23 protein-coding genes, 1 pseudogene and 1 riboswitch are annotated in these 26,438 nt (G+C 39.9%); of the genes and pseudogenes, 3 read left to right on the top strand and 21 right to left on the bottom strand.

What is annotated here, in order from left to right:
• Positions 1-147: 147 nt before the first annotated feature.
• From E1I69_RS15040 to E1I69_RS15065, 6 genes are all read right to left on the bottom strand, one after another.
• Positions 148-1,443, bottom strand: coding sequence for a mechanosensitive ion channel family protein (locus E1I69_RS15040; protein ID WP_136380390.1), 1,296 nt, complete (start codon positions 1,441-1,443; stop codon positions 148-150).
• Positions 1,444-1,794: 351 nt separating this feature from the next.
• Positions 1,795-4,386 (bottom strand): ABC transporter permease, encoded by a 2,592-nt coding sequence (locus E1I69_RS15045; RefSeq protein WP_136380391.1) that lies wholly within the window; start codon positions 4,384-4,386, stop codon positions 1,795-1,797.
• Entirely contained in the window at positions 4,383-5,066 is a 684-nt protein-coding gene (locus E1I69_RS15050) for an ABC transporter ATP-binding protein (protein WP_136380392.1), read from the bottom strand. The genes E1I69_RS15045 and E1I69_RS15050 overlap by 4 nt, the downstream gene beginning before the upstream one ends.
• An 88-nt stretch (positions 5,067-5,154) precedes the next feature.
• Complete coding sequence (locus E1I69_RS15055; protein WP_136380393.1) at positions 5,155-6,159, bottom strand: sensor histidine kinase; 1,005 nt, start codon at positions 6,157-6,159, stop codon at positions 5,155-5,157.
• Between the two features lies 1 nt (position 6,160).
• Complete coding sequence (locus E1I69_RS15060) at positions 6,161-6,850, bottom strand: response regulator transcription factor (protein ID WP_136380394.1); 690 nt, start codon at positions 6,848-6,850, stop codon at positions 6,161-6,163.
• 130 nt (positions 6,851-6,980) lie between these two features.
• Positions 6,981-8,273 carry an NCS2 family permease gene (locus E1I69_RS15065; RefSeq protein WP_136380395.1) on the bottom strand — a complete coding sequence of 431 codons (1,293 nt, stop codon included), beginning with the start codon at positions 8,271-8,273 and terminating at the stop codon, positions 6,981-6,983.
• Between the two features lie 107 nt (positions 8,274-8,380).
• Positions 8,381-8,482: riboswitch (purine riboswitch) on the bottom strand.
• A 170-nt stretch (positions 8,483-8,652) separates the two neighbouring features.
• On the opposite strand from E1I69_RS15065, the gene E1I69_RS15070 reads away from it, so the two are divergent.
• Together E1I69_RS15070 and E1I69_RS15075 are read left to right on the top strand one after the other, a co-directional pair.
• Complete coding sequence (locus E1I69_RS15070) at positions 8,653-9,045, top strand: GntR family transcriptional regulator (RefSeq protein ID WP_136380396.1); 393 nt, start codon at positions 8,653-8,655, stop codon at positions 9,043-9,045.
• 2 nt (positions 9,046-9,047) lie between these two features.
• Positions 9,048-10,139, top strand: coding sequence for a DUF1648 domain-containing protein (locus tag E1I69_RS15075; protein ID WP_136380397.1), 1,092 nt, complete (start codon positions 9,048-9,050; stop codon positions 10,137-10,139).
• Between the two features lie 30 nt (positions 10,140-10,169).
• Here the strand turns inward: E1I69_RS15075 and E1I69_RS15080 are convergent, their stop codons facing one another.
• From E1I69_RS15080 to E1I69_RS15150, 15 genes and pseudogenes are all read right to left on the bottom strand, one after another.
• Positions 10,170-11,417: an MFS transporter gene (locus tag E1I69_RS15080; RefSeq protein ID WP_136380398.1), complete on the bottom strand. Its 1,248-nt coding sequence runs from the start codon at positions 11,415-11,417 to the stop codon at positions 10,170-10,172.
• A gap of 572 nt (positions 11,418-11,989) precedes the next feature.
• The gene (pqqE, locus tag E1I69_RS15085; protein ID WP_136380399.1) at positions 11,990-13,099 is read right to left on the bottom strand and encodes a pyrroloquinoline quinone biosynthesis protein PqqE; all 1,110 of its coding nucleotides are present in this window, start codon (positions 13,097-13,099) and stop codon (positions 11,990-11,992) included.
• Positions 13,077-13,379 carry a pyrroloquinoline quinone biosynthesis peptide chaperone PqqD gene (pqqD, locus tag E1I69_RS15090; RefSeq protein WP_161974909.1) on the bottom strand — a complete coding sequence of 101 codons (303 nt, stop codon included), beginning with the start codon at positions 13,377-13,379 and terminating at the stop codon, positions 13,077-13,079. The genes pqqE and pqqD overlap by 23 nt, the downstream gene beginning before the upstream one ends.
• A 26-nt stretch (positions 13,380-13,405) precedes the next feature.
• The gene (gene pqqC, locus E1I69_RS15095; protein WP_136380401.1) at positions 13,406-14,134 is read right to left on the bottom strand and encodes a pyrroloquinoline-quinone synthase PqqC; all 729 of its coding nucleotides are present in this window, start codon (positions 14,132-14,134) and stop codon (positions 13,406-13,408) included.
• A gap of 2 nt (positions 14,135-14,136) precedes the next feature.
• Complete coding sequence (gene pqqB / locus E1I69_RS15100) at positions 14,137-15,066, bottom strand: pyrroloquinoline quinone biosynthesis protein PqqB (RefSeq protein ID WP_161974910.1); 930 nt, start codon at positions 15,064-15,066, stop codon at positions 14,137-14,139.
• A gap of 240 nt (positions 15,067-15,306) precedes the next feature.
• On the bottom strand, positions 15,307-16,659 hold the full coding sequence (locus E1I69_RS15105) for an MATE family efflux transporter (RefSeq protein WP_136380403.1): 1,353 nt from the start codon (positions 16,657-16,659) through the stop codon (positions 15,307-15,309).
• Between the two features lie 169 nt (positions 16,660-16,828).
• Positions 16,829-17,956 (bottom strand): NAD(P)/FAD-dependent oxidoreductase, encoded by a 1,128-nt coding sequence (locus E1I69_RS15110; protein ID WP_136380404.1) that lies wholly within the window; start codon positions 17,954-17,956, stop codon positions 16,829-16,831.
• Between the two features lie 127 nt (positions 17,957-18,083).
• Complete coding sequence (locus E1I69_RS15115) at positions 18,084-19,256, bottom strand: NAD(P)/FAD-dependent oxidoreductase (RefSeq protein WP_136380405.1); 1,173 nt, start codon at positions 19,254-19,256, stop codon at positions 18,084-18,086.
• A gap of 54 nt (positions 19,257-19,310) precedes the next feature.
• A complete protein-coding gene (locus E1I69_RS15120) occupies positions 19,311-20,525 on the bottom strand; it encodes an NAD(P)/FAD-dependent oxidoreductase (RefSeq protein WP_136380406.1) in 1,215 nt (404 codons plus the stop codon).
• A gap of 94 nt (positions 20,526-20,619) precedes the next feature.
• A pseudogene (locus tag E1I69_RS15125) lies at positions 20,620-20,925 on the bottom strand ((2Fe-2S)-binding protein); the annotation flags it as partial.
• Positions 20,922-21,185, bottom strand: coding sequence for a (2Fe-2S)-binding protein (locus E1I69_RS15130; RefSeq protein ID WP_136380408.1), 264 nt, complete (start codon positions 21,183-21,185; stop codon positions 20,922-20,924). The gene E1I69_RS15130 and the pseudogene E1I69_RS15125, both read right to left, overlap by 4 nt.
• 353 nt (positions 21,186-21,538) lie before the next feature.
• A complete protein-coding gene (locus E1I69_RS15135) occupies positions 21,539-22,750 on the bottom strand; it encodes an FAD-dependent monooxygenase (RefSeq protein ID WP_136380409.1) in 1,212 nt (403 codons plus the stop codon).
• Between the two features lie 67 nt (positions 22,751-22,817).
• Entirely contained in the window at positions 22,818-23,930 is a 1,113-nt protein-coding gene (locus E1I69_RS15140) for a cupin domain-containing protein (RefSeq protein ID WP_136380410.1), read from the bottom strand.
• Positions 23,931-23,954: 24 nt separating this feature from the next.
• On the bottom strand, positions 23,955-24,452 hold the full coding sequence (locus E1I69_RS15145; protein ID WP_136380411.1) for a DinB family protein: 498 nt from the start codon (positions 24,450-24,452) through the stop codon (positions 23,955-23,957).
• Positions 24,453-24,456: 4 nt separating this feature from the next.
• Positions 24,457-25,401 carry a fumarylacetoacetate hydrolase family protein gene (locus E1I69_RS15150; RefSeq protein WP_136380412.1) on the bottom strand — a complete coding sequence of 315 codons (945 nt, stop codon included), beginning with the start codon at positions 25,399-25,401 and terminating at the stop codon, positions 24,457-24,459.
• A 247-nt stretch (positions 25,402-25,648) separates the two neighbouring features.
• Here E1I69_RS15150 and E1I69_RS15155 point away from each other — a divergent pair, with 247 nt between their 5' ends.
• Entirely contained in the window at positions 25,649-26,386 is a 738-nt protein-coding gene (locus tag E1I69_RS15155; RefSeq protein WP_136380413.1) for an IclR family transcriptional regulator, read from the top strand.
• Positions 26,387-26,438 lie beyond the last annotated feature (52 nt).

Here is a 26,438-nt window from a genome sequence, read left to right on the forward strand (position 1 = left end):
CTTTTATAACAGCATTCCATCGCGCACAATTACGAATATCCCAAGTGATTAAGAATAATAAAATTTTCATAAAAAACTTTTAAAAACAGCAAAAGGCAATATCCCAATGGATATTGCCTTAAAATCACTTTGTCTATAAAAATCTCATCAATTTGCGTACGATTTGTTGATTTTTACATTTTCCTCTTCACTAGTTATTCCATCCTCTTTCGCTTCAGTCAATATTGTTTTCACATCATGTCCAGATGGATTTTGGAATAAGCGAAGCCCAAATTCCTGAGCAACCGCAAAAAGATGGTCAAAAATATCAGCTTGGGTTGTTTCGTACACAGCCCATCTTACATCATTTGTAAATGCATATATTTCAAGTGGCAACCCATGCTCAGTTGGTGCTAGCTGCCGAACCATCAATGTCATGTTCTGATTTATACCTGAATGCTGTTGAAGGTAATTGCTGATATATGCTCGGAATACCCCGATATTCGTAAGAGCTCTTCCATTCACCGGATTATCGCGGTTAATCTCATGCTTGATATTGTACTCTGCAATTTCTTGTTCTCTATTTGTGATGTAATTTGATAATAGTTGGATCTGTTTAAATTTCTCGATCATTTCCTCGGTACAAAATGAAATGCTAGCTGTGTCAATAAATAAAGATCGCTTGATTCTCCGCCCACCTGAGGACTGCATGCCTCTCCAATTGATAAATGAATCCGAAATCATGGCATAGCTCGGAATCGTCGTGATCGTTTTATCAAAATTTTGCACTTTAACTGTGACTAGTGAGATATCAATAACATCCCCATCTGCACCATACTTAGGCATTTCAATCCAGTCACCAACCCGAACCATATCATTGGAAGTCAGCTGCACCCCTGCAACAAGTCCCAGTAAGGAATCCTTAAATATCAACATAAGGACAGCGGATAAAGCACCAATTCCACTTAACAAAAGCAGTGGACTTTTCCCCATTAGATTCGCGATAATCAAAATAACCCCAAACGTGATAACAATAATTTTAACAACCTGGATATATCCTTTTATCGGTCGAGTTTTCGATACTTCATAGGTTTGATACATATCATTAATAGCGTTTAATATGCCACTAAGAACCATTAAACTGACGATGATGATATATGTATTGGCACCCATTTGAATCAAATGCTCATAATTGGGAAAGGTTGTAGAAAAGCGGTGAATGATGATCGCCGGAACAATATGGGAGAGTCTTCGAAATACCTTTCTCTCTAAAAGCATATTATCCCATTGATATTTGGTTTTGGTTACGATTCGAGTGATGATCTTAATGATCACTTTTTTTGTGATAAAATTCGCGACTATACAGATGAGCGCGATAAATAAAATCATCAATACACCCGAAAGGTAATGTGCCCATGTTGGATCCAATCCATATTCTAAAAGTTGCCTATTAATAAACTTCATATTTCCCCTCCATGGTATGTAATGCGTGTTTCCCATACGTCTGTAGTGAGATATATACCATTATAACAGAATAGTGCTGGCTTCTTCTTTACTAATGCATTACGTTTGTCCAAAGAATTGCGGATTTGGTTTGGGGATTTGCGTTGGCCCACTTTTTTTTGCGTCATTTCCCTCGGATTTGCGTCGGCCCACGTTTTTTTGCGTCGTTTCCCTCAGATTTGCGTCAGTCCACGTTTTTTTGCGTTGTATCCAAAGGATTTGCATCTACCCTGACGGTTATGCTTCGCACATAAAAAAGAGACCTAATCACAGTGACCAGGTCCAATTTAATGAAGAAGTGAGTAGTACCCTTTAAATACTCTCTTGTTTCAATCCATCTATAATATTTTCTTTTTTGACTTTTTGTATGGAATACAGCATGGCTGCCCCCACGATCACAAAGATCATGATAACCACAAATAAGATGCTCATCCACGGAAGATTAAATCCATATTCAAAGGTATTTCGAAGTGACCAATAGATTAGATACATGACTGCCAGGCTAATCGGAAGGCCATATAGTAGAGCCTTCACACCATAAAATATACTCTCATAATTAATCATTTTGTTGAAACCTTTTGGCGTCATTCCCACGGAGCGCAGCATCGCAAATTCTCGTTTACGAAGTGAGATGCTTGTTGAGATGGTATTAAAGATATTTGCAATCGAAATTAATGAAATCAAGGCGATAAACCCATACGTAAAGATTGACATCATGACAACCAGTTGCTCTTGTTCTTGTCTTCTTTGATAGACGTTATACACATGCGTACCGGAGTCTGTCATTTTATCCAGTTCGTCTTGTGTCGCCATTGGATCTGAGCTATTCATGTATAATTCAGCCTGGATTTCATTTTTTACCTTCTCATTATCTGATACAAGTTTAGTTAATACATCCTCTGAAACAATGATATCTAATCCACCTGGTCCACTCGTATTGACCCCCATTGGAAGCTGATCGGTTAATGAAGCAATTTCTATTTTATTAACGAATTGTTCTTCTTCATCGTCTTCATAGCTCATCGTATATAAATCTATCGGCTGCCCTACTTTTGTCTGGATTGATTTCGTTTCAACAAATTTTCCGGTCTCTCCATCTTCGTAGGAAATGTTTTCAATAAGGATGGCAGCTAGCGTATCTGTATTTTCAAGTTGCGTAGCATTCGTGCCCACTTTTGCAGCGTAATCCTTGAAACTTTCCCTATCTAAACCATATACCCTAACGTAATACTGAAATTTACCATTTTCTAGCAAAGAAGGGTTGTTTTCTACGTGGTTTTGCAATTCAATTGGTAGTTGGTCCTTCTCGATCCAAGCACTTAAATACGCTGTTTGAACAATAGTCGATTCTGTTACATGTTCAAGATTTGTAAACTGCACTAAATCATCTTTGTCAATTTGATCATTTATCAGTTGAATATCATAATTTATGTCTTCTTGGGATAGTTCAAGGGACTTTTTGAGATTATCTGTAAAAAACGAAACGGTTAAAAAGAGAACAATACTTATCACTAGCGAGAAAACAGTAGCTTGATATCTCTTTTTATTTCTCTTCAAGTTCTTTAAACCAATTTCAGCTTCCATTCCAAATAGTTTACGAACTATTTTTGACGTCTTAATTGTTTTCCCAGATATTTTGATATCCTGCGTTTGCCGGATGGCATCAATCGCCGATACCTTTGAGGCCCTCTTTGCAGGTATATAGGTTGAGATAAAAATCGTAATAATCGAAATTAGACACGCCACTATGAGTGATGCAGGTGTAACGATTACCTTAAGTTTTTCAGAAACATTAAGCGCCCCTTCAAGATAAGAGTTAATAAATGAGAAGGTTACTCCTATTCCTGCTAGACCTGAAAGAATCCCAATGGGAATACTAATTGCACCAATCACTGATCCTTCAAAAAAGACAGAATTCCGCTTTTGTTTTTTTGTTGCCCCTACACTTGATAGCATGCCTAAATGTCTAGAACGTTCAGACACACTAATTGCAAAAGCATTATAAATTAACGCAACCGAACCAATAATAATCACTGTCATGATAATTCCTGCCAATGAAAATAATGTGAGGCGGAGGCTATCATTATCTGTAACTCCATAAAAGCGTAATAAATCTTTGTTATAAGAAACAGAGTGGATCCCATTTTTTTTAGCCATTTCTTCGGAGTGTTTAAACAATGACCCTTTCACTTTTTCTAGCACAACTAGCGCATCCAATGTATGATTTGACGTCATGGCATTTTCATCTACGTATTTAATCACCGTATACCCTGGAGACCAAGTTGGCTCCCAAGTTGGGCGTTTGATTGTCCCTACGATTGTAAATGTATCATGAGTCTCAATCTTAAGATTTTCCGTGGTCCCATTTTCATCTGATTGCAAGGAGTAACTCTGGTCAAGTTGCTTCTCTTCTCCAGCTAGCATCCTTTGACCGATATCGACCGTTAGTGTGTCGCCAATTTTATATGCCACTTTCGCGTTCTTTGCAATTTCTTCGGATATGACAATCTCATTTTCAGAGAATGGTAGTCGTCCGTCTGCTAACTCGATTGGAAATTGCTTAAATCCAGCAGTGTTGTATTCTTTAAAAAACAAATAGGGTTTCCCTTTATTTTCTGACCCTTCAAGCTTGGCATAGCCAAGGTCATTTGAGAGAATCAACTTTTTCGTTTGGTTGTCATTTTCAATTGCCTGTATTTGTTCTTCATTAACGGCATTATATTTAACATGACATTCCCCATTTGTAGCAATATGATCTCGAATCATTAAGTTTAAAAACGAAACACCCAGTGTTGCAACCGCAGTGATCATGGCTACTGAGATGATTACACCAATGATTGTAACAAGTGTTCTGCGTTTGTTTTCCTTCAGATGACGAATCGTTAGTTTGTTGATAATGTTCATGGACGAATCACCTCATCCTTAGCAATCCTCCCATCCTCAATGGAAATAACGCGGTCTGCTTGAAGGGCAATTCGCTCATCATGGGTAATCACAAGTAAAGTTTGATTGTAGGTTTTATTGAACATTTTTAAAAGCTCAATGATTTCGCTGCTATTTTTACTATCTAAATTTCCTGTCGGCTCATCTGCCAGCATAATGGCTGGGTTACTAATCAAGGCACGACCAATTGATACACGCTGTTGCTGCCCCCCTGATAACTGGTTAGGAAGGTGGTTCAAGCGAGTCTCAAGACCAAGGATTTTCACGATATCTGCTAATTGCTTCGGCTCCACCTTATGTTCATCCAACAGCATTGGTAATGTGATGTTTTCTTCTACCGTTAAAATCGGGATTAAGTTATAAAACTGATAGATTAGTCCGATTTGTCTTCTTCTAAAAATCGCCAATTGCGTTTCATTTAAATCATAAATATCCGTGTTATCAATGAGAACCTTTCCACTAGTCGGACGATCAACCCCACCGAGCAAATGTAAAAGTGTTGATTTTCCTGAACCCGATGGTCCGATGATGGCTACAAACTCTCCCTTTTTCACTGTAAATGACACATTATCAAGCGCCTTAACTGCTGTTTCACCTTTTCCATATACCTTAGACAGATTTTCGATTTGTAATATATTCATTGGTAAACCTCCATATTTTCGCATCTTGAGTTCAGTATATCTGCCTAAGGTGACTATTAAGTGACTCTAAAGTGACGATTTATTCACTTTAGATAACCTGTTTATAGAATTTAATCAAAAACTGTGTACCTTCTCCCTCTACACTTTTTACTTCAATATCACCTTGTTGATTTTTAATAATACTATAGGCCATTGCAAGCCCTATTCCCACACTGCCCTCACTTGCATTTTTCCCCTTATAAAAACGTTTAAAAATATAGGGGAGATCCTCTTTGGCAATGCCCTTCCCGTTATCCGAAATGATAATCTCGGTATACATTGCATTTTCTGAAAATGAAATCAAAATATCTCCATCATTCTGTGTATGCTCCACGCAGTTTTTTAAAATATTAATAAGTGCTTCTGCTGTCCAGTTAAAATCCCCAACAAAAGTAACCTCTTTATCTCCATTCACTTTAAGGTTTTGTTGTTTAATATCCATTGGTACAAGAATAGGATGAACCGCACGCTCAACCAATTCTAATACAAAAACAATTTCTTTTTTAAACGGAACAGTACCTGCATCAATTTTCGAAAGCTTTAATAAAGATGATACGAGCCACTCAATTCTTTCTAATTGAACACGAATGTTATTCGTAAATTCAGCACGCTTTGAATCATCTAATTTTGCATCGCCTAGTAAATCAGCCATAACCATCATCGAGGTTAGTGGTGTTTTTAATTGATGAGAGATATCCGATATCGCATTCGTTAATTTAACCTTATCCTGCTGTAATAGCGCACTATGTTCAGATAGCATTAATGTCACTTTATAAATTTCATTTTTTAAAATACTAAGTTCACCTTCATGGTTATCTCTTACATCTAAACTATAAGCACCACTTGCAATTTTACGTAAATACCCAGAGAGCTTCTCAATTTCACGATATCTCCATTTTGTAAAAAGCATGCCACATCCGATTAGTAAGACGGATACGACAAAAACAAAGAGCGCAACTTGTCCAGAAAACAGAAAGTACGCTACTCCTATTGCAAGTAACGAAACGATGATTTGCATAAGAAGATAGAATTGGACTTCGCGGTTACGCAGCATGTCACTCACCAACCTTGTAGCCCATACCACGAATTGTCTTAATGATTTTTGGGCTTTGTGGCTCATCCTCAAGTTTTTCTCGCAATCTTTTAATGTAGACGGTCAATGTATTATCATTCACGAAATCACCCGCCACATCCCAGATCCGTTCAAGCAACTGCGCTCTCGTTAGAATTTGACCGATATGATTTGCAAAAATCAGCAAAAGACGGTATTCCAACGACGTCAGAATGACTTCCTCGTTATTTTTATAAACCTTCCCTTCTAATGTGTTAATCCGTATCTTATCGATTTCTATGATAGTTTTGGGCTGAGTCGCTGTTTGTTTGTTATACCGACGAAGGACAGACTTAATCCGAGACAAAAGCTCACGAATCCGAAATGGTTTTGTAATATAATCATCAGCGCCCATATCAAGACCCATAACAACATTCACTTCATCATCTAGTGCTGTTAAAAAAATAACTGGTTTATCACTTTGCTTTTTAACCAACTCACATAATTCATAGCCACTTCCGTCAGGCAACGATAAATCAAAGAGGCAAAGGTCGATCCCATGTATTTGTTCCGTGATTGCCTTCTTGGCATCCATTGCATGATGACAAACAACCGTCTCATACCCATCCTGCTTTAACGAATAATCCAAGCCAGATGCAATCGTCTTATCATCTTCAACAAGCAATATTTTCATAGGGACGGGACAAAGGGACAGGTCCCTCGTCCCAACACCTCCTATTATATTTATTAAAAACTTCACTTGAATATTTTAACAAAAATAAAAGCCCCTGGATATGTGGTTAGACATTTCCAGGGGCTCAAATTTACAGATAGATAAAATAAGCAATGAACGTAACAAAGAGAACATACATAATCGGGTGTACTTCTTTATGTCTTCCCAAAGCAAGCATCGTAACAGGATACATGATGAATCCTAAGGCAATTCCTGTTGCGACACTAAATGTTAATGGCATCATAATAATCGTTGTAAATGCCGGAATCGCAATATCGAGTTTCGTCCAATCGATATGTCGAACTTCTGCCACCATCATTGCACCCACGATAATGAGGGCGGGAGCTGTTATTTCGGACGTAACAACTGATAACAATGGCGAGAAAAAGAGAGCTAAGAAGAAAAATCCTGAGATGACGATCGACGAAAAACCAGTACGTGCACCTGCTGCAATACCAGCCGTTGATTCAATCAGGGAAGCAGTCGGAGATGTCCCTAGAACTGAACCGATAACAGTAGCGGAAGCATCCGATAATAAAGCAGGCCCCGCGTTTGGAATTTTATTATCCTTTAAAATTCCAGCCTGACTCGCAACAGCAATCAATGTACCTGCTGTATCGAAAAATCCAACAAATAAAAAGGTAAAAATGACAATAATTAAATCTGGTGTAAATACATTGGGAAGCTCAGAAAAAACAACACCAAATGTTGGCTCAAGACTTGGAATGTTCCCAATGATGGCTGTCGGCTTGTCGATGATTCCAAAGATCATCCCTACAATTGAGGAAATAACCATTCCGTAGAAAATGCCACCACGAATTCCCCGAACTAACATGATGGAAGTAATGATAAATCCGAATAAAGCAAGTACAGTTGGACCTGAAGTAAAGTCTCCGAGTGATACGAATGTAGCTTCGTTCCCGACAATGATTTTTGCATTTTTTAATCCGATAAAAGCGACAAAGAAACCAATCCCACCCGCAATCGCATACTTCAAATCCTGTGGAATTACATTAATAATTTTTTCACGCACTTTTAACACACTTAAAATGACAAATAAAATACCTGCGACAAAAACGCCGGTTAATGCGGTCTGCCAAGGAATTCCCATCCCGATAACAACGGAATACGTAAAGAATGAATTAAGACCCATACTAGGGGCAATCCCAATTGGATAATTAGAAAGGATACCGATAAGCAAAGAGCCAAGAATTATGGTTATTGCGGTTGCCGTAAAAACAGCGCCCTTGTCCATCCCTGATTCGCCTAGGACGATCGGATTGACCACAAGGATGTAGGCCATTGATAGAAATGTTGTAAGTCCACCAATAAATTCCTGTTTATATGTAGTTTGGCGTGTACTGAAATCAAAATAATTTTTCATACTTCTATATTCCCCATTTTGATGTGAATTATTTTTCAAAAACAAAAAAGCCTTGATAGTGTAATCCTACCAAAGCACGTACAAATGTATGCCAAAAGAATATTAAGATATCCTTATCAACCATTTGTAGTCAAGCTTTTTACGGTAGCCTGGTAGAAACAATCGGGCCATATTCCCGAATATATACAAATTACTATATTAATATAATTAAGAAAGTGTAACAGTGTTTTTATATCCCGTCAAGAAGTTTTTTGTTATAGATAATATAGAACAGAAGTGTTATAATAGATGTATAACAGAAGGGACGTAGGGACAGGTTCCTTGTCCCAGTTGGGACAGTGAACCTGTCCCTCTGACCCACAGATTGGAGGGATCAAAAATGATTATTCAAATTGAACCTGAATCCGAAATTCCCATTTACCAACAGATTACGAATCAAATCATCGAAGGCATTGCTAGAGGATCGATTCAGCCAGGTGATTCCCTACCTTCCGTGAGAACTTTTGCTACAGACCTTGGCATCAACATGCACACAGTCAACAAAAGCTATCACCAGTTAGAGAAAAAAGGGATTATTCGAATCATGCCAAAGTCTGGTGCAGTGATCTCTTCCCCTCAAGATTTTAATGAATCCTCTTTTGAACGACTAAAAAGTGATTATAAATTACTCATCGCGGAATCGCTTGTTGTCGGTATGTCTAATGAACAAATTCAAGAATTAGTTTCTTCGATTATTCAAAGTTTTAAAAACCCTATAAATAAGGAGGTTTAATTATGACTTTAGCTATCTTTCTTGTGATCGCGGTCATTCTAGCTGGTATTCAAACCGCTGTTCCTTTTATTGTGAAGCGCACAGTTATCTTTGGGGTTACGGTGCCAGAAAAACATATCAAAGATGAAAAGCTTTCTTCTTATAAAAAGAAATATGCCCTATTGGTTTCCCTTTTATCAATTATAGCTTTAGCAAGTTACGTTTCGTGGGTGCTTGGCAGCAGTCCTTCTGAGGGACAAACCGTTCTAATCGGAACCATTATTCAATTTGCGATAATCCTGTTCAGTTTTACTCTTTACTTTTATTTTCATGGGAAAACACTTCAAGTAAAAAAGGAAATGAAATGGGGAGAAAATACGACACAGGTACAAATTGCAGACTTATCAGCTCGTGCTAAGGACGAAATGCTACCATGGTATATCTTTTTACTACCGATGGTTATCACAGTTGGGTTGATTGGTTACACCATTGCACAATACAATCTTCTGCCAAACCAGATTCCAACTCACTGGGGAATTAATGGAGAAGCCGACGCGTTTACTGATAAAACACCAGTATCAGCGATTTCATCGCTACTCATGCTGCTAGTGATGCAGGCTATGTTCTTAACGATTATTATAAGCACAAAAAAATCAGGCATTAAACTAAGTGCAACAGCAACTAATGCATCACGAGCTAGACAACTCACATTACGCAAATATACAAGCTGGCTCATGTTCTTAACAACCATTTTATTGACCGGAATGTTTAGCTTCTTTCAATTAAGAACCATTCACCCTGATATCGTCGATGGGACAATTGTAAAAGCAGTTCCACTCATTTTTCTCTTTGTGACTTTAGGTGCTACCATTGCTTTTGCAATAAAAGTGGGGCGTTCCGATAAAATCAGTATTGGTGAAACAAATACAGGAATAAGAGATTATGATGACGATGTACATTGGGTTGGCGGTCTCTTTTATGTCAACAGACAAGATCCATCCATCTTTGTTGAAAAACGCTTTGGCGTTGGCTGGACCATTAACTTTGGGAACCCAATCGGATATTTTATTATCTTAATCCCACTTGCACTCATCATCCTGTTCAGTATTCTTTAAAAAACGACAAGCTGCGGCTTGTCGTTTTTTCTAGTTTGATGAAGGATTTAGTTTCATTTTTGTATCATAAGACCGGAAAAGTCTGCCGTAAAAATAAGCAAAACTGCCTTGTAAACCTGCTGCTAGATAAAAAGGTAAGGCCAACGCACCCAATCCAAACAGGTATCCTGCTAGGTATGGACCGATAGACATGGGAAGGCGCATTGAAAGAAGATTGATGCTTGATGCAAAGCCGCTACGATGACCTCGAGTTAGGCTCACACTCAGAGCCTGCTGAGCTCCTTGCGATCCTCGATTTAAAGCTGTCCGGAAGAGATAAATAATTGAAACAAGCGCATAGGAAGATAACAATGGCATTAAGATTAGGAGCAGGCAAGCAATGTAACGAACCATTACAATCGAATGAACATTGCCGTACTTGTGCGAAATTCTTGCTTGAAAGATCGAGGTCATCCCAGTTGCAAAAAAAGTGAGGGCTAACGTGCTGCCAATTTGGCCACTGCTGACCCCAAATTTCACTGAGAACCAATAAGCCATCATTGGCCCTGTCAATCCAATTGCAATTCCATTTAACACATTAATCCCAGCTAATTTTAAAATGGCTGTGTTTTCTTCTTTTGTTATTTGTGTATCTTGATTGGTTTGTTTTTTATCTGGTTTCTGCCTGTGCTTGACCTGTGCTTCTCCTTTTGTCGTTAAAATAATGGAGGCTGTCACAAGGGATAAGGCAAATGTAACGTAAAAAGCAAGTTGATAGGAGGAAGCTCCTGAACTAACACTCATTGTGCCAACCAGCATCGCACCTGTCGCCATTCCGAAAAAACTAAGCGCATTGTTCAAGCTATAGATTTTTCCACGCTCAGACGGTTTGATATAAGCTGCCAGCCAAGCCTGTTCCGCTGGAGCAAACGGACTTGCCGAACCGGCATCTGCTTTTCCAAAACCTGAAAAAGCGATGGCGATGAATAGTAAAATTGGGTTGATTGTCATGGTTCCGATCAATGCACACGCGGCTGTTAATAGCTCAGAAAGAAGAATGAACGGTTTCCTGCCGATCCTGTCACTATACATTCCGATTAGTGGTGCAAGGAAAACCCCAAGTAGCCCACCCGCCGCAAGCACAGTTCCGATTCGTATAGCGCTCCACCCTATCATATCAAGGTATAAAGCGAGAACCACAACCATCATGCCTTGTCCAATGCTTCGTATCGTATTGACCAACATCAGCTTTTTAACCACTGGATGTATTGCCGTTGTGTTGTCTTCTTTGATTAGCATCTTTTCACCACTTTATGTAAGGGACTTGATAGTAAAAGCCTTCCATTTAGGGGTGGTAATTATTCACAGGGGTTTTGGGGAGTTTTTTACGAGATGGTGGACTTTTTGAGGAGGGGATGGGTGGCGTTCGGGTCTTAATTACGCTTATGAGGACATGTTTGTCTACTCCTAAGGTTCTTTTTGGTTTTCATACCAGTGATGATGACAGGTTTATCTATTCCTACGATTCATTTTGGTCTTCATACCACCGATGATAACAATTTCACCTTTCGCTATGATTCATTTTGGTCTTCATACCCTTGATGATGACAGATTTGTCTACACCTACGATTCATTTTGGTCTTCATACCACCGATGATAACAATTTCACCTTCCGCTATGATTCATTTTGGTTTTCATAACCACGATGATGACATTTTTTCCTACCGCTATGATTCATTTCGGTCTTCATAACCTCTATGATGACATGTTTGTCCACTCCTACGTTTCCGTTTGGTTTTCATAACCCCAAATACACACTTCAAAAAAAAGATGCTAAAGGCAATTTTAAAAAATCACCCCTAGCATCTTCGTCAGAACTTCATTTTTCGATAAATCAATGGTTCTTGTTCCTCAACCATCTCACGATTCGCCGCCAGCACTGCTTTTTCGACGATATGATGATCTGGTGCCATATGACAGACGGGGTCCGTTGCTGCCGCGTCCCCAGTCAGGGCAAACGCCTGGCAGCGGCAGCCGCCTCCGTCTTGGTGCAGCAAGTCGCATGACCGACACGTTTCCGGCAGCCATTCATCCCCACGAAATCGATTAAACGAATCCGATTCATACCAAATATCCTTTAACGATTGTTCACGTACATTTTCAAAAGTGATTCCTTCTATCATCCCAGCCGTTGGGCATGGCAACACATCCCCATTCGGGGCTACAGTAAGCGCAATGGCTCCCCAACCGCCCATACACGGCTTGGGCGTTGACTCATAATAATCAGGTATAACCCATATGATTTCCATTTCTTTGCCGAAACGCTCTCTTGCTGCCTCGTATGTCTCACTTGCCCGCTGTATCTGCTCTTTACTTGGCAGAAGTTGTTCTCTGTTAAGCAATGCCCAATTATAAAACTGGGTATTGGCCAATTCCAGACGTTCTGCTCCCAATTCGTGAGCAAACGTAATGATTTCATCCAATGTATCAATATTTAACCGGTGCAATACAACATTTAACGATAAATGCATCCCCGTTCGTTTTACTGCTTCCACGGCCTGCCGTTTCTTTTCGAACGCCTTGAAGCCACCAATTCGATCAGATAGCTCCTCCGATCCTGCTTGAAAACTGATCTGAACATTGGCTAATCCGGCTTCCTTCAGCTTCATAGCTTTTTCCTCTGTCATTCCAATCCCGCTCGTAATCAGATTTGTGTACATTTCTAATGAGTTTGCATGTTCGATCAACTCATCTAAATCGCGTAGTAAAAGTGGCTCACCGCCTGAAAAATGAACCTCGACAACGCCGAGTTCTGCTGCTTCTGATAGCACCCGACACCAATCATTTGTGGATATTTCCATTTCTTTTAGTGTCATTTCAATAGGGTTGGAGCAATATGGACAATGCAATGGACAACGATGCGTGAGCTCCGCTAGTAGCGAAAAGGGAGGCTGCACTCTATAGTTCTTTGACTCTAGCATCTTGCATCACCACCCATCCTTCGTCCACCATTTTCAAAATAAACGTCGTGATATCCGCCTTCATGATTTCAAAATCAGGCAATTTCTCTGAGTCTAGCGAACTTCTCATTTTTTCGGTGATGGTGTGAATGGATTCATTTCCGTCACAAAAAGCAAGAATGGATGCGGCAGTGTCATTCAAAACCACCACCTTTTCTGGTAACAAAAGGAGATGCTTCTCTCTCACCTTATCGAATTTGAGTCGCCCCTTTTGTGCGAGTTTTGGAAAACAATTAGTCAAAATCCACACCACCCATCCTATTGAACTTAATTCGGAAAAGCTTTTTCGATTGCATCAAGCTGTGCCCAAAGTACATCACATTTAAACTGTAAGGCCTCCACGGCAAGCTGTTGTTCCTTTAATGTTTCACAATGGTCCAGTACGACATGTAAAGCAAATTTCGTATCTCGCGGTGCTTGTGTTAATCGATTTCTGAAATACCCGAGTCCGGAATGGTCAATCCAGGGATACAGCCGTTCAAGGATTTTTATCCGCTCCGAAATCAATATCGGGGAGAACAGTTCCGTCAATGAAGAAGCAACAGCCTCAAGCCACGGTTTTTCCTTCGCGAAGTTCACATAGGCATCTACTGAAAAACGAACAGCTGGTACCACATGTTCTTCACTTAATACCTCTTCGCGCGATAGCCCGACAACTTCTCCGAGCCTTAGCCATGCCTCAATTCCGCCCTCTTGCTCATCATTCCCGTCATGGTCGATAATGCGCTGAATCCATTCTCGTCTGAACTCTCTTGTCGGAAGTTTGGATAAAATAACCGCATCCTTGATTGGAACTGATATTTGATAGTAATACCGATTGGCTACCCAACCTCGGATTTGCTCCCGACTTAATGTTCCTTCATGCATCGCCACATGAAAGGGATGTTTGTCATGATAGGAAGAACGCCCGACATTTATTAATCTTTCTTTAAATTCCTCACGAGACCATGGTTTTCCAGCTTCATGTGAGACTCTTGCTAACCCTCCTTTTGGCATACTCAAACCTCCAATTCCATACCTTCATAGGCAATCTCAATACCATATTGTTTTAAAATCTCTGATTCCTTTGAACCTTTTTTCAAGATTGGATTACTATTGTTTATATGAATTAAAATTTTCCGTTTCGCTGAAAAAGAGGCTAAGTTCTCAATCAATCCTGAAGAACCACTGATTGGCAGGTGCCCCATATCGCTTGCATTTCGCTTCGTCGCACCTAATAAAACTAGTTCATCCTCAGACCAAAACGTGCCATCTACTAATAAAATATCTGCTTTATGTAAAGCAGACTCAATTTCCGGGGTCATCGTATCTAATGTCGGAAAATAAGCCACACATTTTCCAGACCTTTCATTTTGTAAAAGTAAACCAACCTCCCAAATCTCTTCATGACCATCATGATTTGACTGGGCATAGAGTGGTGGCTTCGTAGAAACAGGAATTGTTTCAATGAGGACACCATCCCCAAGTCGTTCCTTACCATCCGGGCAAAGTGTCTGCCATTCCCATGAACAATAGTTTTGCAGCATGGGAAAGACTGGAAAAGAAGTGTGTAAACAATTTCTCACTGTTTCCGTTCCATAAATCGTTAAATGGGAACCTTCCCTTAACGACAATAAACCGATTGAGTGATCAAGCTCCGCATCGGTTAAAATCACACCAGCAAGTGGAGTTTCTCTAATTCCAGGACCCGCATGAAGGGCAGCAAAGGTTTCAATCTGTCTGCTTACATCCGGGCCCGCATTAATAAGATACCAGTCCTTTTCATTTGCAGTTATGGCAAGGGAAGATTGTAACATCGGTTTTAATGCAGCATCCCCAGCTCGAACACCGCAGCAATTGGGACATGCACAATTCCATTGTGGAAAACCTCCACCCGCTGCTACTCCTAAGACCCTGATTCGAATTTTGCTTCCATCCCTTCTATTCAACTTATTGAACATACCTAATCGCGGATATAGGAATACATCGTTACCTCCGCAGCGGTATTAATCACTTCATACTCAGGAATGATCCACACGCTCTTCACCCCCTTTAGTAATAAAATTTTATTGCCCCTTTCAAGCTATTCTTATGTTCATAAGCCCCGCAAAATAACCATGAATTTCGACAGAAAGTTGTCCAATTTGGCAAAATAAAAAACAATGCCCATAAAAACGAATGGGCATTGTTTATTGTCCTAAACTCGTTCCAGAACGAAACAAGTCCTTCTTCTGCCATCCTCCCCATTTAAAATAAGAAAAGGCAAAGATGCTGCTAATGATAAAACTAATTCCGATTCCGAGTGCAATTCCGTTCTGACCGATTAAACTTGAGCAGAAGTAAGTAAGTGGATAACGAAGAAGCCAAAATGATAGGATATTCAGGACCAATACTTGATACATGGCACCCGCTCCTCTTACGATTCCATTCAAGATAAAATTAATGCCGATGAATGGGTAAAAGAACGCGATAATTTTTAAATAATCTGCACCAAAGGTGACCGCTTCTTTTTCCTGAATAAACAATTTCGTAAATCCTTCTGCGAACAAAAATACAATGGATGCTATTGACAGCATGATGATTACATTAAAAATGGTTCCGTACACCGCAATCTGTTGAACCCGCTCCCATTGGTTGGCTCCAATATTTTGACCTGCCATACTATTTACAGCCGTACCTAATGCCATCGCGGGAATAGTTATTAAACTATCAATTCGTTGTGAAGCACCAAAGCCTGCTACCACAGCTCCTTCGAAAGAATTGACTACCGATAAAATCGCCGTAACCCCTGCGAAAATCACCATCATCTGCAGCCCGGCAGGAATTCCTAATTTTAAAATTAACCACACGTCCTCTTTACTTGGTAGATAGGGAACTGAATATGGAACAAGCTGGCGTCGAAATGTATATCCCAATGCCAATAAAAATGAAAAACCTTGTGCTAACACAGTTGCCCACGCAGCTCCGTGAATACCCCACTTAAAAAGAGATAAGAATAACGGGTCTAAAATGGCATTCAACACAACGGCTATAAACACAAATCGCAATGGCGTTTTACTATCTCCCAATGCCCTAAGAACAGTCCCGATAAAGTTATATCCCATGATAAACAAAATACCGATGAAATTTATTTCTAAATAGGCTTTTGCCTCATTCAACATCTCCGCCGGCGTATTCAAAAATAGCAATAGGGGCTCTGCAAATAAGTAACCTATCAAACCTACTAATATAGAAAGAGTAGATAATAAGACTATAAATGCATTTACATATCTTTTTAATCCTGCTTCATCATCCATCCCTTTTTGTTGGGAAAGAATCGTTAAAGTGGCGTTGTTAATTCCAATGATGAACGCCAATACCGTGACGACAACTGTCGAAGAAATCGTAACCGCACCAAGAGCATTCGCTCCCAGTAAATTTCCAACCCATAAACTATCGATAAATTGATAGGATACTTGAAGCAGATTGGTTAACATGATTGGACCTGCAAAGGAAATTAATTGCCTTCGGATTGACCCATGCGTGAAATCCTGTTGTGTCAAAACATAAACACTCCTTATTTTCCCATTCTTACGCTCTATAGGATATCATACCTTTTTAAAACTGTCTGATTTCCTTAACCCGGAGTTCTGCAAAACTAAAAAAACAATAAAGGAGGTTTCCTCTATTGTTTTTCGACTGGTATAACGAAATATCTATATTAAAAAGATGTCAAACATACTTTTTCATCCCAATCGCACGGCCAGGGCGACATGGTGTAAGATCCAGTTCAATCTCTTCATCCTGAATCAACGAGGCTGCCAAACGACCAACATATGGACCCATTGTAAGCCCGGATGGTCCTAATCCAGTAGCAAGTAAAACTCCTTCGAGAGTGTCTACCGTTCCTAGAATTGGTAATATATCTGGTGCCATTGGGCGAAATCCGATTCGTACCTCTTCCAAAGTTCCATCTTCTAAACCTGGCGCAACTTCCAGAGCTTCTGTGAGTACCTCGTTCACCCCACCGGCAGTCAATCGATAATCAAACCCTGATCCAGTTTCTCTTGTTGCCCCTGCAACGATTTTACCAGCGTCAAATGGGACAATATAATGAGTGGACTGTGGGATAATAATTGGCCAATCAGAGGTATCCTGTCCAGCTAATTTTATATGAGCAATCTGACCACGCTGTGGACTAACGTTTAAATGGATACCTAATGGCTCCAATAATTTCGGAGCCCATGCCCCTGTAGTAATAAGTACTCGATCTGCAAAAATCGTTTTATTATCAACTGTCACACCTATGACCTTCCTGTTCTCATGGACTAGTTCTGCTTCACCTTCGACAAACTCAGCACCGTTACGTTGTGCAGCACGTTTTAGGGCATCACGTAGTAAAGCGCCATCGACTCTTGCCCCTCCTGATACATACAAAGCTTCCAAGTTTTTGTTAAGTGGTGGGAAGAACTCTCGAGCCTGTTCTCCATTGAGACGAAGAATATCACCTATTTCAGGTGCATCAACCCGTTTGTTTTTCACTCTCTCTTCCATTTCATCCAGCTTAACAGGGTCTCGGGATACGCATAATGCCCCTACTTTTTTATAGCCAACTTCATTTTCTCCTTCTTTTTGTAAGGCAGAAATTAAATCGGGATAAAAAAGAAAACTATTCTTAGCAAGGCTATACCAAGTTTCATTTTCTATCTCTTTCATCCAAGGACAAACAATCCCCGCTCCTGCAGAAGTTGCCTTACCTTCTTGTTTTTTATCAATCATGATGACATCCAGATTATTTTTAGCCAAGTGATAGGCGGCACTTGCCCCTACAATTCCTGTTCCGATTATAATGACTTTCATTTACTCACTCCCTCTATTTAATTCATACTATGTAAAAATATTTTAATTACTGTCTGAAACAAAAAAGGAAATAGAGTAGTATCACAACTCTATTCCCTTTTTGATTTTAGGATTCGCTAAACACATATCAAGTTACAGGTATTTTAACAAAGCGGTCATAGCGTAATGGATCTACTGGAATGATCGTATTCTCTTTTTCCAAAATTAACTCCTCTACCAACTTTCCGGTGACAGTGGCTAAACTGATCCCATCCCCTTCATGTCCCGCAGCAATAAAAAATCCAGGTACTTTCTCAACTGCTGAGATAATTGGTAAATGGTCTTCTGTCCAAGGTCTAAAACCCGTATATGTTCGAATCATTTTAAAATCGTTTATTTTCGGGAAAAATCGGAGTGCCCTTTTGGCCATGGTTTCCACAACATTAATATCAACACTACCATCATATCCCACAAATTGACGACTACTACCCAATAAGAAGTTTTGACTTTCTGTAGGTTCTAACACTAATGCGACTCCATGTTCCTTTGTTTGTGGGTCGACTTGGCGTTCACGACCAAATTTATTCATCAAATAGCCAAACTCCATCACATTTCGCATCATAATGGGTTGCTGCCTTGCTCCTACTAGAATATGTCCTTTTCTTGGAATAATCGGTATCTCAATATCTAGCATTTTACCGATAAAAGGAGCCCATACACCAGCAGCATTCACTACTTTTTTTGCAATAATTGTTCCGTTAGTTGTTTCGATTTTAAAATCTTCTTGTTTTGAAATAGCCTTAACTTCTGAATGCGTGCGCAATTTCAGTCCAAATTGCTTAGCTTTTTCAATTAAGGAATAGCAAAATAAATATGGATTAATCAGTGAATCGGTTTCGCATTCCAATCCTCCTGGAATATCATCAGCAAAAAAAGGGGATTCCTGACGTATATCAGACGAATCTAGAACATTAAACTTCAATCCCGCTTTTCGCTGCGTTTCTACCCATTTCTTAGCAGCTTCCATTTCTTCTTCATTATCACAAACGAGAATACTTCCAAGTGCACGGAATTCAAATGCTATATCAAGTTCCTTATGCAGATCGACAATTAGCTCCTGACTCACCCATGACATTTGGCTATCAAAACCCGGATCCTTATCAACGATTGTGACATTTCCATCACACCTGGAAGATGTGCCACTCACGAGATCCCCTTTTTCGATTAAGGTACAATCTATTCCAGCTTTTGAAACATAATACGCAATTGCGCAACCAACAATTCCGCCTCCGATTATGGCTACCTCTGTACGATTACTCATATCTCGGACCTCCCCCTGTAGTTATTCCCCCAAGACAATCATCTTGGACAAAGTTCACATTACCTGATCATAGGCTTGAAAAGCTTTTTCTATTTTAGCTCGTCCCTCATTGATTCCGGGATGGAATTGAATAGCTGCGTCTCTCCTGGTCGCTTTCACCTTTTCCATTGCTTGGACCACTTTATCACTTATGTCAGCAACGTCCTTCAATTTTCGCTTAGCGATAGACAGTCCCGCGAGTGTTCCTTGTGCACCAGCGACTTTTGCACCTTCGATTCCTGTAATGTTTCCAGCGACAAATAAACCTTCAATCGGAGTTTCCATTTGTTCATTGTGAACAGGAACATGTCCACCAAGTTCTTCAATATATTGGAATGGGCAACCGATAACAGAAGCAAGTTCTGCAAGTGGATAAAGTCCACCAGCTATACAAACAAAATCAACATCAATGGTTTCTTCACTGCCTTGTATGCGATCCCCATCTGGAGTAAGATTGCATAGCGTTACAGATTCCACTTGGTCGGTACCGTTTATTTGTACGATGGCTTTACGTATATGAATGGGCATCCCCCACATCTCCATACCATTTCTCGGATAAAATTTCACAGCTAAATCACGTACCCAAGTCGCTTTTGCAAATTTACTTCCAAATCGCAGAAAGGCAGAGGGAGCAAGATGTGCTACACGGATTAATCCATCCATTACCTGCTTTGGATTCCCAGCTTGCTTCGTAACCGAATTTATAGCGGGTAATACCATGCTATGGAGCTCAATTCCTGCTAATTGAAGTTCCCGTGCGATAGCTACTGACAAAACATTAATCCCCGCGATAATCCCTTTTTTCCCTACACGAACCCGCTGTACATTTGTCATGACTTGTGCTGCACCGATGGACATGACCCCAGGTAGAGTCCACCCTGGTATTGGGGCAGGGGTTTCTGCAGCACCAGTTGCAAGTAGTAAGTTTGATGCATTAAATCTACCTTTGTTTGTATGTACACAAAAGCCAGTACTTATTTTTTCAATATGGTGAACGGAAATGCTACATCTTATATCAGTTTCTAATTCAGTTGCCCTTTGTAACAATTTTTTTGCCTCTTCCAATCCATTCCACCAATCTCCATTGGAGTCTTGATAAAGCTGGCCAAGTAATCTGCCACCTGGTTTCGGGTATTCATCTATGACCAGGACGTGCAAATCCCATTCGCGGCAAGCGATAGCTGCTGACAATCCTGCAGGACCCGCACCAATGACAATAGCATCATACATGTGTACCTTCCTCCTTGTGACTATTGCATTTTTTAGTGAATTCTTCATATGTACGAGGCAAATCATCTGCACTTGTTGTTTTCGCAAATGGGAGCGGCTGTATTTTTCCGCTTTCAATAATCATATTTTCCTTTAGCTCCGTCAAACAGGCGCGCACACCTGACATTTCATTGACAGTCATACGACATTCAAAGCAATGGCCAATATTACAATAAATCCCACGTGGTGCCCCACTTTGTTCATGCACACGTAATAGACGAATACCGTTCGCAAGAAGTGCCGAAGCGATCGTATCTCCTTCAAATCCTTGGAGAACTTTTTGATCATATGTAAAAGTGATTGTTTTTTTGTTTTCTAAATCACCTAAAACAGGATGCTTTATGATACGGTTTTGATTCATGATTGACCTCCCAATGCTGAAAGCGATACTGGTCGGACGGGCGGTTTAATATTTAATGGAATTTCATTACCAGGCTTTTCCCCTTTTATCTCATGTAAAACGGCATCAACTGCAGAACGGCATACACGTCCGCCACAATACCCCATTCCCGCTCTCGTGCGCAATTTCACTTCACGTGCAGAGCATTCATACTTCATAACTGTATTATTGATATCTTCTAACGTCACTTCTTCACATCTGCAAATAATCAGGTTATTCATTGGCTTGAAATCCTCCTTTTCCCAAGTAGTGGTATGGTTGAAAATCATCTAGGGTTTGTCATCTAAGACCAGAATCCCCCATAAAAAAATCCGTAAAACAAGAATAAGCAGAAGAAAAGCAAGCGCTTTCTTCCACTCTATCATACTATGATTTAATAAAAATTAAACCCCTATATTCGTTTTAAAATCTTTATTAAACGTAAATAAGAAAAAGAAAGACACTCCCCATGTCAGGAATTGGTCGTTATCTTTACTTTCTCCGTTAACAAAGATGAAAACTAAAAAATCCCCACACTGTGAGGATCTATGCTTTACTATTCATTTGGGACGATGTACCTGTCCCCTTGTCACAGTTAATTTACCTCTTCTAAAACTTTTTTGTATCCATGGTATTGATCAATGTACGTGTAATCCTTGTCTGTTCGATTTTCTAGAATCTTGTTGCGGAGCAAGGTTGTGATAGGATTCGTGGTATGGATAATTTCTCCCCAGTTTCTTGCACTTGTTTGCACATAGGCTGTGCGCGGTAGACGTTCTTTTTGATAGTCTAAAAACGCTTGATGAAAGTTATCACCGTGTTTTCTAACCATATCAGCTAGGTATCCAGCATCTTCTAATGCTTGACAAGCCCCTTGTGCCAGGTATTGAAGCATTGGATGGGCTGCATCCCCCATCAGGGTAATGTTACCTTGTGTCCAGTTTTCAATTGGATTACGGTCATACATCGGCCATCTTCGTTGTCTTGAGATATACGAAATCGCCGTCTTCACTCGGTCACATGTATCCTTAAAGACCTCATCCATTTCTTCTGGAGTACCCCACTGGTCGGTATGTTCTATTTCTTTTCGATACTGGTTACTCTTAAATACAACGACCTGGTTGTATAGTTCTCCACGTCTTACCGGATATTGGACAACGTGCATGTTTGGCCCAATAAACATATACACATCTTCTGGGTCTCCTACATTTGCACTCGCTACTTCTTCCATCGGAATCGCTCCACGATAGGCTACATATTCAGAGCAAATAGGCTCATCGTCGACAAATAATTTACGTGTCTTTGACCAAATCCCATCTGCACCAATTACAGCTGAACCTGTAAAGGATTCTCCAGCTGCTGTAAATACTTCTACAGAATCACCATTATCAGCTGCCGTTTTGATTTCTTGATTTGTAAGAAGTTCGACCTTTGGATGGGCGACACATGCGTCAAGAAGAGCTTTTTGAAGGTCCGTCCGATGCAAGACAATATAAGGTGCACCATATCTTTCACGATAAACTTGATCGATGTCGAGTGCAGATAATTCTTTGCCTGTAAACGCATCCATTAATACCAAACGTTTTGGAAAAACGGCATTTTCGCTGATTTTATCCATTACTCCTAGTTTTTGAAGTACATTCGTTGCATTTGCAGCAAGCTGAATTCCAGCCCCTACTTCCCCAAATTCCGGAGCTTGTTCTAAAACTTTTACATATTTATCAGCTTGGGCAAGTCCAAGTGCTGTTGCCAACCCGCCTATTCCGCCACCTACTACGATTATTGGATGTTGTTTGCTGTTTGTCATATTTGTCCTCTCCCCTCAAGTGAAATAGCTAGGGAAACAACAAGGCTGTTTCCCCTCTTTAATGTTCTTATCTAAAATCCGGTTTGAATTCTCCTGTAACTGTTTGATGTCCATTGTTTTTCTCATATTGTTCTTCTCTTTCTAATTCAAAGCGGTCCATAATTGGAAGATCATTAACCGAGAAGAGATATGAATCCTCTACAGAAACATGTTCATACCAAGCCCAGTTTGGAACAACGAAATAGTCGCCTGCTTTCCAATCAAAACGGACACCATTAATAATCGTATAGCCAGATCCTTTATATGCATGATAAATAGTCGAATGCGTATGACGAAGTGACTTTGTGTTGAATCCTTTTGGAAGGAACTGCATTCGTGTACCCATCGTTGGATTGGCTGACTTTCCAGTGGTTGGGTTAATATAGTCGACAGCAAAGCCATGGTTTGGATTTGGATCAAATTCCATTAACCCTTTTATCGCATCAACGGTACGACTCCATTTATAGTTTGCGAGTGGTGCAACATCATATTTTTCATCGCCAACAGGCCGTACCATTCCGCCTCTATATCGTTTCTCTGAGAAGTTGTCAGGAACATTCGGCTGTTGTAAACCATCTGCATACGGCTCAAAGAAGGTACCACCGAGATTGTAAATCGTAGGAATATCTAACGCATCCATCCAGATCATACGTTTACTGCCAAGATGACCGTGCCCATGCCATAGATTTTTCGGCGTGATTAAGAAGTCTCCTTCTTCCATAAAGATTCGTTCACCTTGAACAATCGTATAAGCACCTTCCCCCTCTGTAATAAAACGAAGCGCACTTTGTGTATGGCGATGTGACGGTGCTTGTTCCCCAGGTAGAAGAAGCTGAACGGCAGCATATAAAGTTTGAGTCGTTGAAACATGTCCCCAAGGCTGACGGTAGGTTAACCCAGGGTTTTGAAAATAGATCGCTCGTCTTTCCCCACCACGTTCTGGTGTAAAGATTTCTGCAGCTTCCATTAGCTTCTTTTCAAGCAATTCCCCTGTCCATAAATAAGCTTGTGCATGAGGTTCTGGGGTTTTATTCATTACTTCCGGAATGGCTTCCCATAATGGGCCAAGATTATACTGCTGAATATCTTTCGTAAAGTCCTTTACATCTTGGTCCTTCAGATAACTTGCTTTTTCAGCCATATTAAACCTCTCCTCTATTCATTTTTATTTTGAATTTTTACTACTTAACTTGGAAAGATTACGATTCATTTGACCTTCATGTTTGTTCACATGCTGATCAATCAAATGTTCAATAATAAATGACAGCGGTTTCGTTCCAAAGTTTGGATTTACACTTGTTGCTTCTGCCGAGAGCTGTTCTTCTGTTAAATGTTCAATTCCTGCTTGAACTGTTTGTTTAACCTTTTCAAGCTTCTTCACCATTTCAACCACAGAAATGGCATCAACCGTTTCAGGCTTTACCGCTTCTAAACGCCCCTCATGGAGATGGTTTCTCCCCCATTCTTTACCTGGTGTCTCGACTAGCAGCTTAATTTCTTCGATCCAATAGGGTAATGCTTCTACGATATGGGCCATGATTTGCATAATCGACCATTCATCGTTTGTTGGCTGCCAACGAATGGTTTCTTCCGATAAACCATTCACTGTTTCTATAATTCTATCAATCGATTCATTCACAGAAGTAATATTCTTTTGCGTCATGTTCCTACTCCTCCCTCGTTTTCCTTACTGTATTTTCTAACACGCCGACTTGCTCAATTTCGACACGGACAACATCGCCGTCCTTCAACCAAACTTGAGGATCCATTGCTTGAACGACACCACCAGGAGTTCCCGTTATCACAAGATCACCCGGCTCTAATGTTACTAATTGTGATAAAAAGGAAACTAAACGTTTTACAGTAAACACTTGGTTTGCTGTGTTTGTTCGTTGTCGTTCTTCACCATTAACGGTTAAAACCATTTCCAAACATTGTGGATCTTTGATTTCATCTGCCGTCACTAACCATGGACCAAGTGGCAAACTTCCATCTACTGTTTTACCTTGAAGCCATTGCAGGGTGCGTCGTTGTATATCGCGATATGTCACATCATTTGCAACGGTATACCCTGCTACATAATCGAGAGCATCCTCTTCCGAAACATTTTTCGCACGCTTTCCGATGACAAATGCGAATTCAGCTTCATAATCTAGCTGTTCTGAAACCGGCTGGAACGGAATATCATCTTGTGGGCCAATAATGGTATTTGCAAACTTAGCAAACAACACTGGGTGTGTTGGAATTTGACGACCCATCTCCAAAATATGTTCACGGTAGTTATGTCCAACCGCAAAGATTTTCCCAGGTCTATTCAATGGTGCCTCGATTTTAACGTCTTCCTTATTAAATATGAGTTGATGTTTATATGTAGTTGGATTCTCTAATGCGAAATGAACGGCATTCTTAGCCATTTCAATGCTTTCTTTACCACCTTGTAAAAACGCTTCCATTTCTGACGGAACAAATGCCTCTGCAATTTCCTTAAAGCGATACTTTCCTTCACTTTGTAATTGGGCTTGATAAGCATAATTTAGATCGATGACTTTATTGTTGTCTGTCAGTGCTCCAATTCTTGTAAAACCGTTTGCCGTAAAAGTGATTAGTTTCATTGTATTCTCCCTTTTCGTTGAGTTTTTCTTTGTATAGATCCTTTTCACGAATGAACATTTCCACACTATTTATATTGAAAAATGCACACCATGTTTTACAGTAAAACCACCTACCTCAATATATATTTTCCACTATTGTGATAATCGGTTATACTATATATAATAATTATATGTCAGAATTTTTTATAAAGTCAATGTCTAAATTGTTTAAATTAACTAATTTTACAGATAATAGAGGAGAAGTGAAATGGAAACAACAAAAAAAAGTAGAGACACCATTCAATCCTTAAGCATTGGAATTTCAATATTAGATGCAATAGCGAAAGCGAAAAGGCCGTTAAAGATTACCGAAATCCAAGAAGAGACAAACATAACTAAAAGTAATTTATATAAATATATCAATACCCTTGTCCAAGATGATTTAATTTTTCGCGATCAAAATAGCGGTTTGTACCACTTAGGTTCAAAATTAATCCAATACGGAATGACAGCGATGGGCAACCAAGACGTCCTTGCGATCATGTCGCCTTATTTACAATCGATTAGTGAACATACAAACAATACAGCCCTATTTTCGGTGCCAACCTTTAATGGACCTGTGATTGCAAAAATCACCCGTTCCAATCAAATCTTAAATATCGGTGCAGAGATTGGAACGTTACTGCCACCCTATTCTGCGGCCGGAAAGATTTTCAACCTTTTTGCCGAGCAGCATAAAACAAAGAAATGGAAAGAAAATTATCAATCGACTATCGTGGAAGATCTAGATGAAGCCCAAACCATACGAAAGGAAAAAATCGCTTTTGCAAAGGAGCCTTTGATTTCTGAAGTGTCTTCTGTCGCTCTACCTATCCTGAACTATCTAAATGAATTAATCGGGATCATTACACTTGTTGGTTTTTCATCCGATATACCAGGAACCATTGATCATCCACAGAGTAAATTCTTACAAGAAATGCGAGTAGAAATATCAAAGAATTTTTAGACAAAGCACAATAAATATTTGGGAGACAAATGAAAAAAATTTTCGAACCCCG

Origin of the sequence: Bacillus timonensis (genome assembly GCF_004799755.1) — a bacterium.
GTDB lineage: Bacteria > Bacillota > Bacilli > Bacillales > Bacillaceae_L > Ferdinandcohnia > Ferdinandcohnia timonensis_A.

Excerpts from the sequence above, each read along its gene's own strand:
- E1I69_RS15040 (WP_136380390.1), bottom strand. The coding sequence starts at position 1,443 with ATGAAGTTTATTAATAGGCAACTTTTAGAATATGGATTGGATCCAACA.
- E1I69_RS15045 (WP_136380391.1), bottom strand. The coding sequence starts at position 4,386 with ATGAACATTATCAACAAACTAACGATTCGTCATCTGAAGGAAAACAAA.
- E1I69_RS15050 (WP_136380392.1), bottom strand. The coding sequence starts at position 5,066 with ATGAATATATTACAAATCGAAAATCTGTCTAAGGTATATGGAAAAGGT.
- E1I69_RS15055 (WP_136380393.1), bottom strand. The coding sequence starts at position 6,159 with ATGCTGCGTAACCGCGAAGTCCAATTCTATCTTCTTATGCAAATCATC.
- E1I69_RS15060 (WP_136380394.1), bottom strand. The coding sequence starts at position 6,850 with ATGAAAATATTGCTTGTTGAAGATGATAAGACGATTGCATCTGGCTTG.
- E1I69_RS15065 (WP_136380395.1), bottom strand. The coding sequence starts at position 8,273 with ATGAAAAATTATTTTGATTTCAGTACACGCCAAACTACATATAAACAG.
- E1I69_RS15070 (WP_136380396.1), top strand. The coding sequence starts at position 8,653 with ATGATTATTCAAATTGAACCTGAATCCGAAATTCCCATTTACCAACAG.
- E1I69_RS15075 (WP_136380397.1), top strand. The coding sequence starts at position 9,048 with ATGACTTTAGCTATCTTTCTTGTGATCGCGGTCATTCTAGCTGGTATT.
- E1I69_RS15080 (WP_136380398.1), bottom strand. The coding sequence starts at position 11,417 with ATGCTAATCAAAGAAGACAACACAACGGCAATACATCCAGTGGTTAAA.
- pqqE (WP_136380399.1), bottom strand. The coding sequence starts at position 13,099 with ATGCTAGAGTCAAAGAACTATAGAGTGCAGCCTCCCTTTTCGCTACTA.
- pqqC (WP_136380401.1), bottom strand. The coding sequence starts at position 14,134 with ATGCCAAAAGGAGGGTTAGCAAGAGTCTCACATGAAGCTGGAAAACCA.
- E1I69_RS15110 (WP_136380404.1), bottom strand. The coding sequence starts at position 17,956 with ATGAAAGTCATTATAATCGGAACAGGAATTGTAGGGGCAAGTGCCGCC.
- E1I69_RS15115 (WP_136380405.1), bottom strand. The coding sequence starts at position 19,256 with ATGAGTAATCGTACAGAGGTAGCCATAATCGGAGGCGGAATTGTTGGT.
- E1I69_RS15120 (WP_136380406.1), bottom strand. The coding sequence starts at position 20,525 with ATGTATGATGCTATTGTCATTGGTGCGGGTCCTGCAGGATTGTCAGCA.
- E1I69_RS15130 (WP_136380408.1), bottom strand. The coding sequence starts at position 21,185 with ATGAATAACCTGATTATTTGCAGATGTGAAGAAGTGACGTTAGAAGAT.
- E1I69_RS15135 (WP_136380409.1), bottom strand. The coding sequence starts at position 22,750 with ATGACAAACAGCAAACAACATCCAATAATCGTAGTAGGTGGCGGAATA.
- E1I69_RS15140 (WP_136380410.1), bottom strand. The coding sequence starts at position 23,930 with ATGGCTGAAAAAGCAAGTTATCTGAAGGACCAAGATGTAAAGGACTTT.
- E1I69_RS15145 (WP_136380411.1), bottom strand. The coding sequence starts at position 24,452 with ATGACGCAAAAGAATATTACTTCTGTGAATGAATCGATTGATAGAATT.
- E1I69_RS15150 (WP_136380412.1), bottom strand. The coding sequence starts at position 25,401 with ATGAAACTAATCACTTTTACGGCAAACGGTTTTACAAGAATTGGAGCA.
- E1I69_RS15155 (WP_136380413.1), top strand. The coding sequence starts at position 25,649 with ATGGAAACAACAAAAAAAAGTAGAGACACCATTCAATCCTTAAGCATT.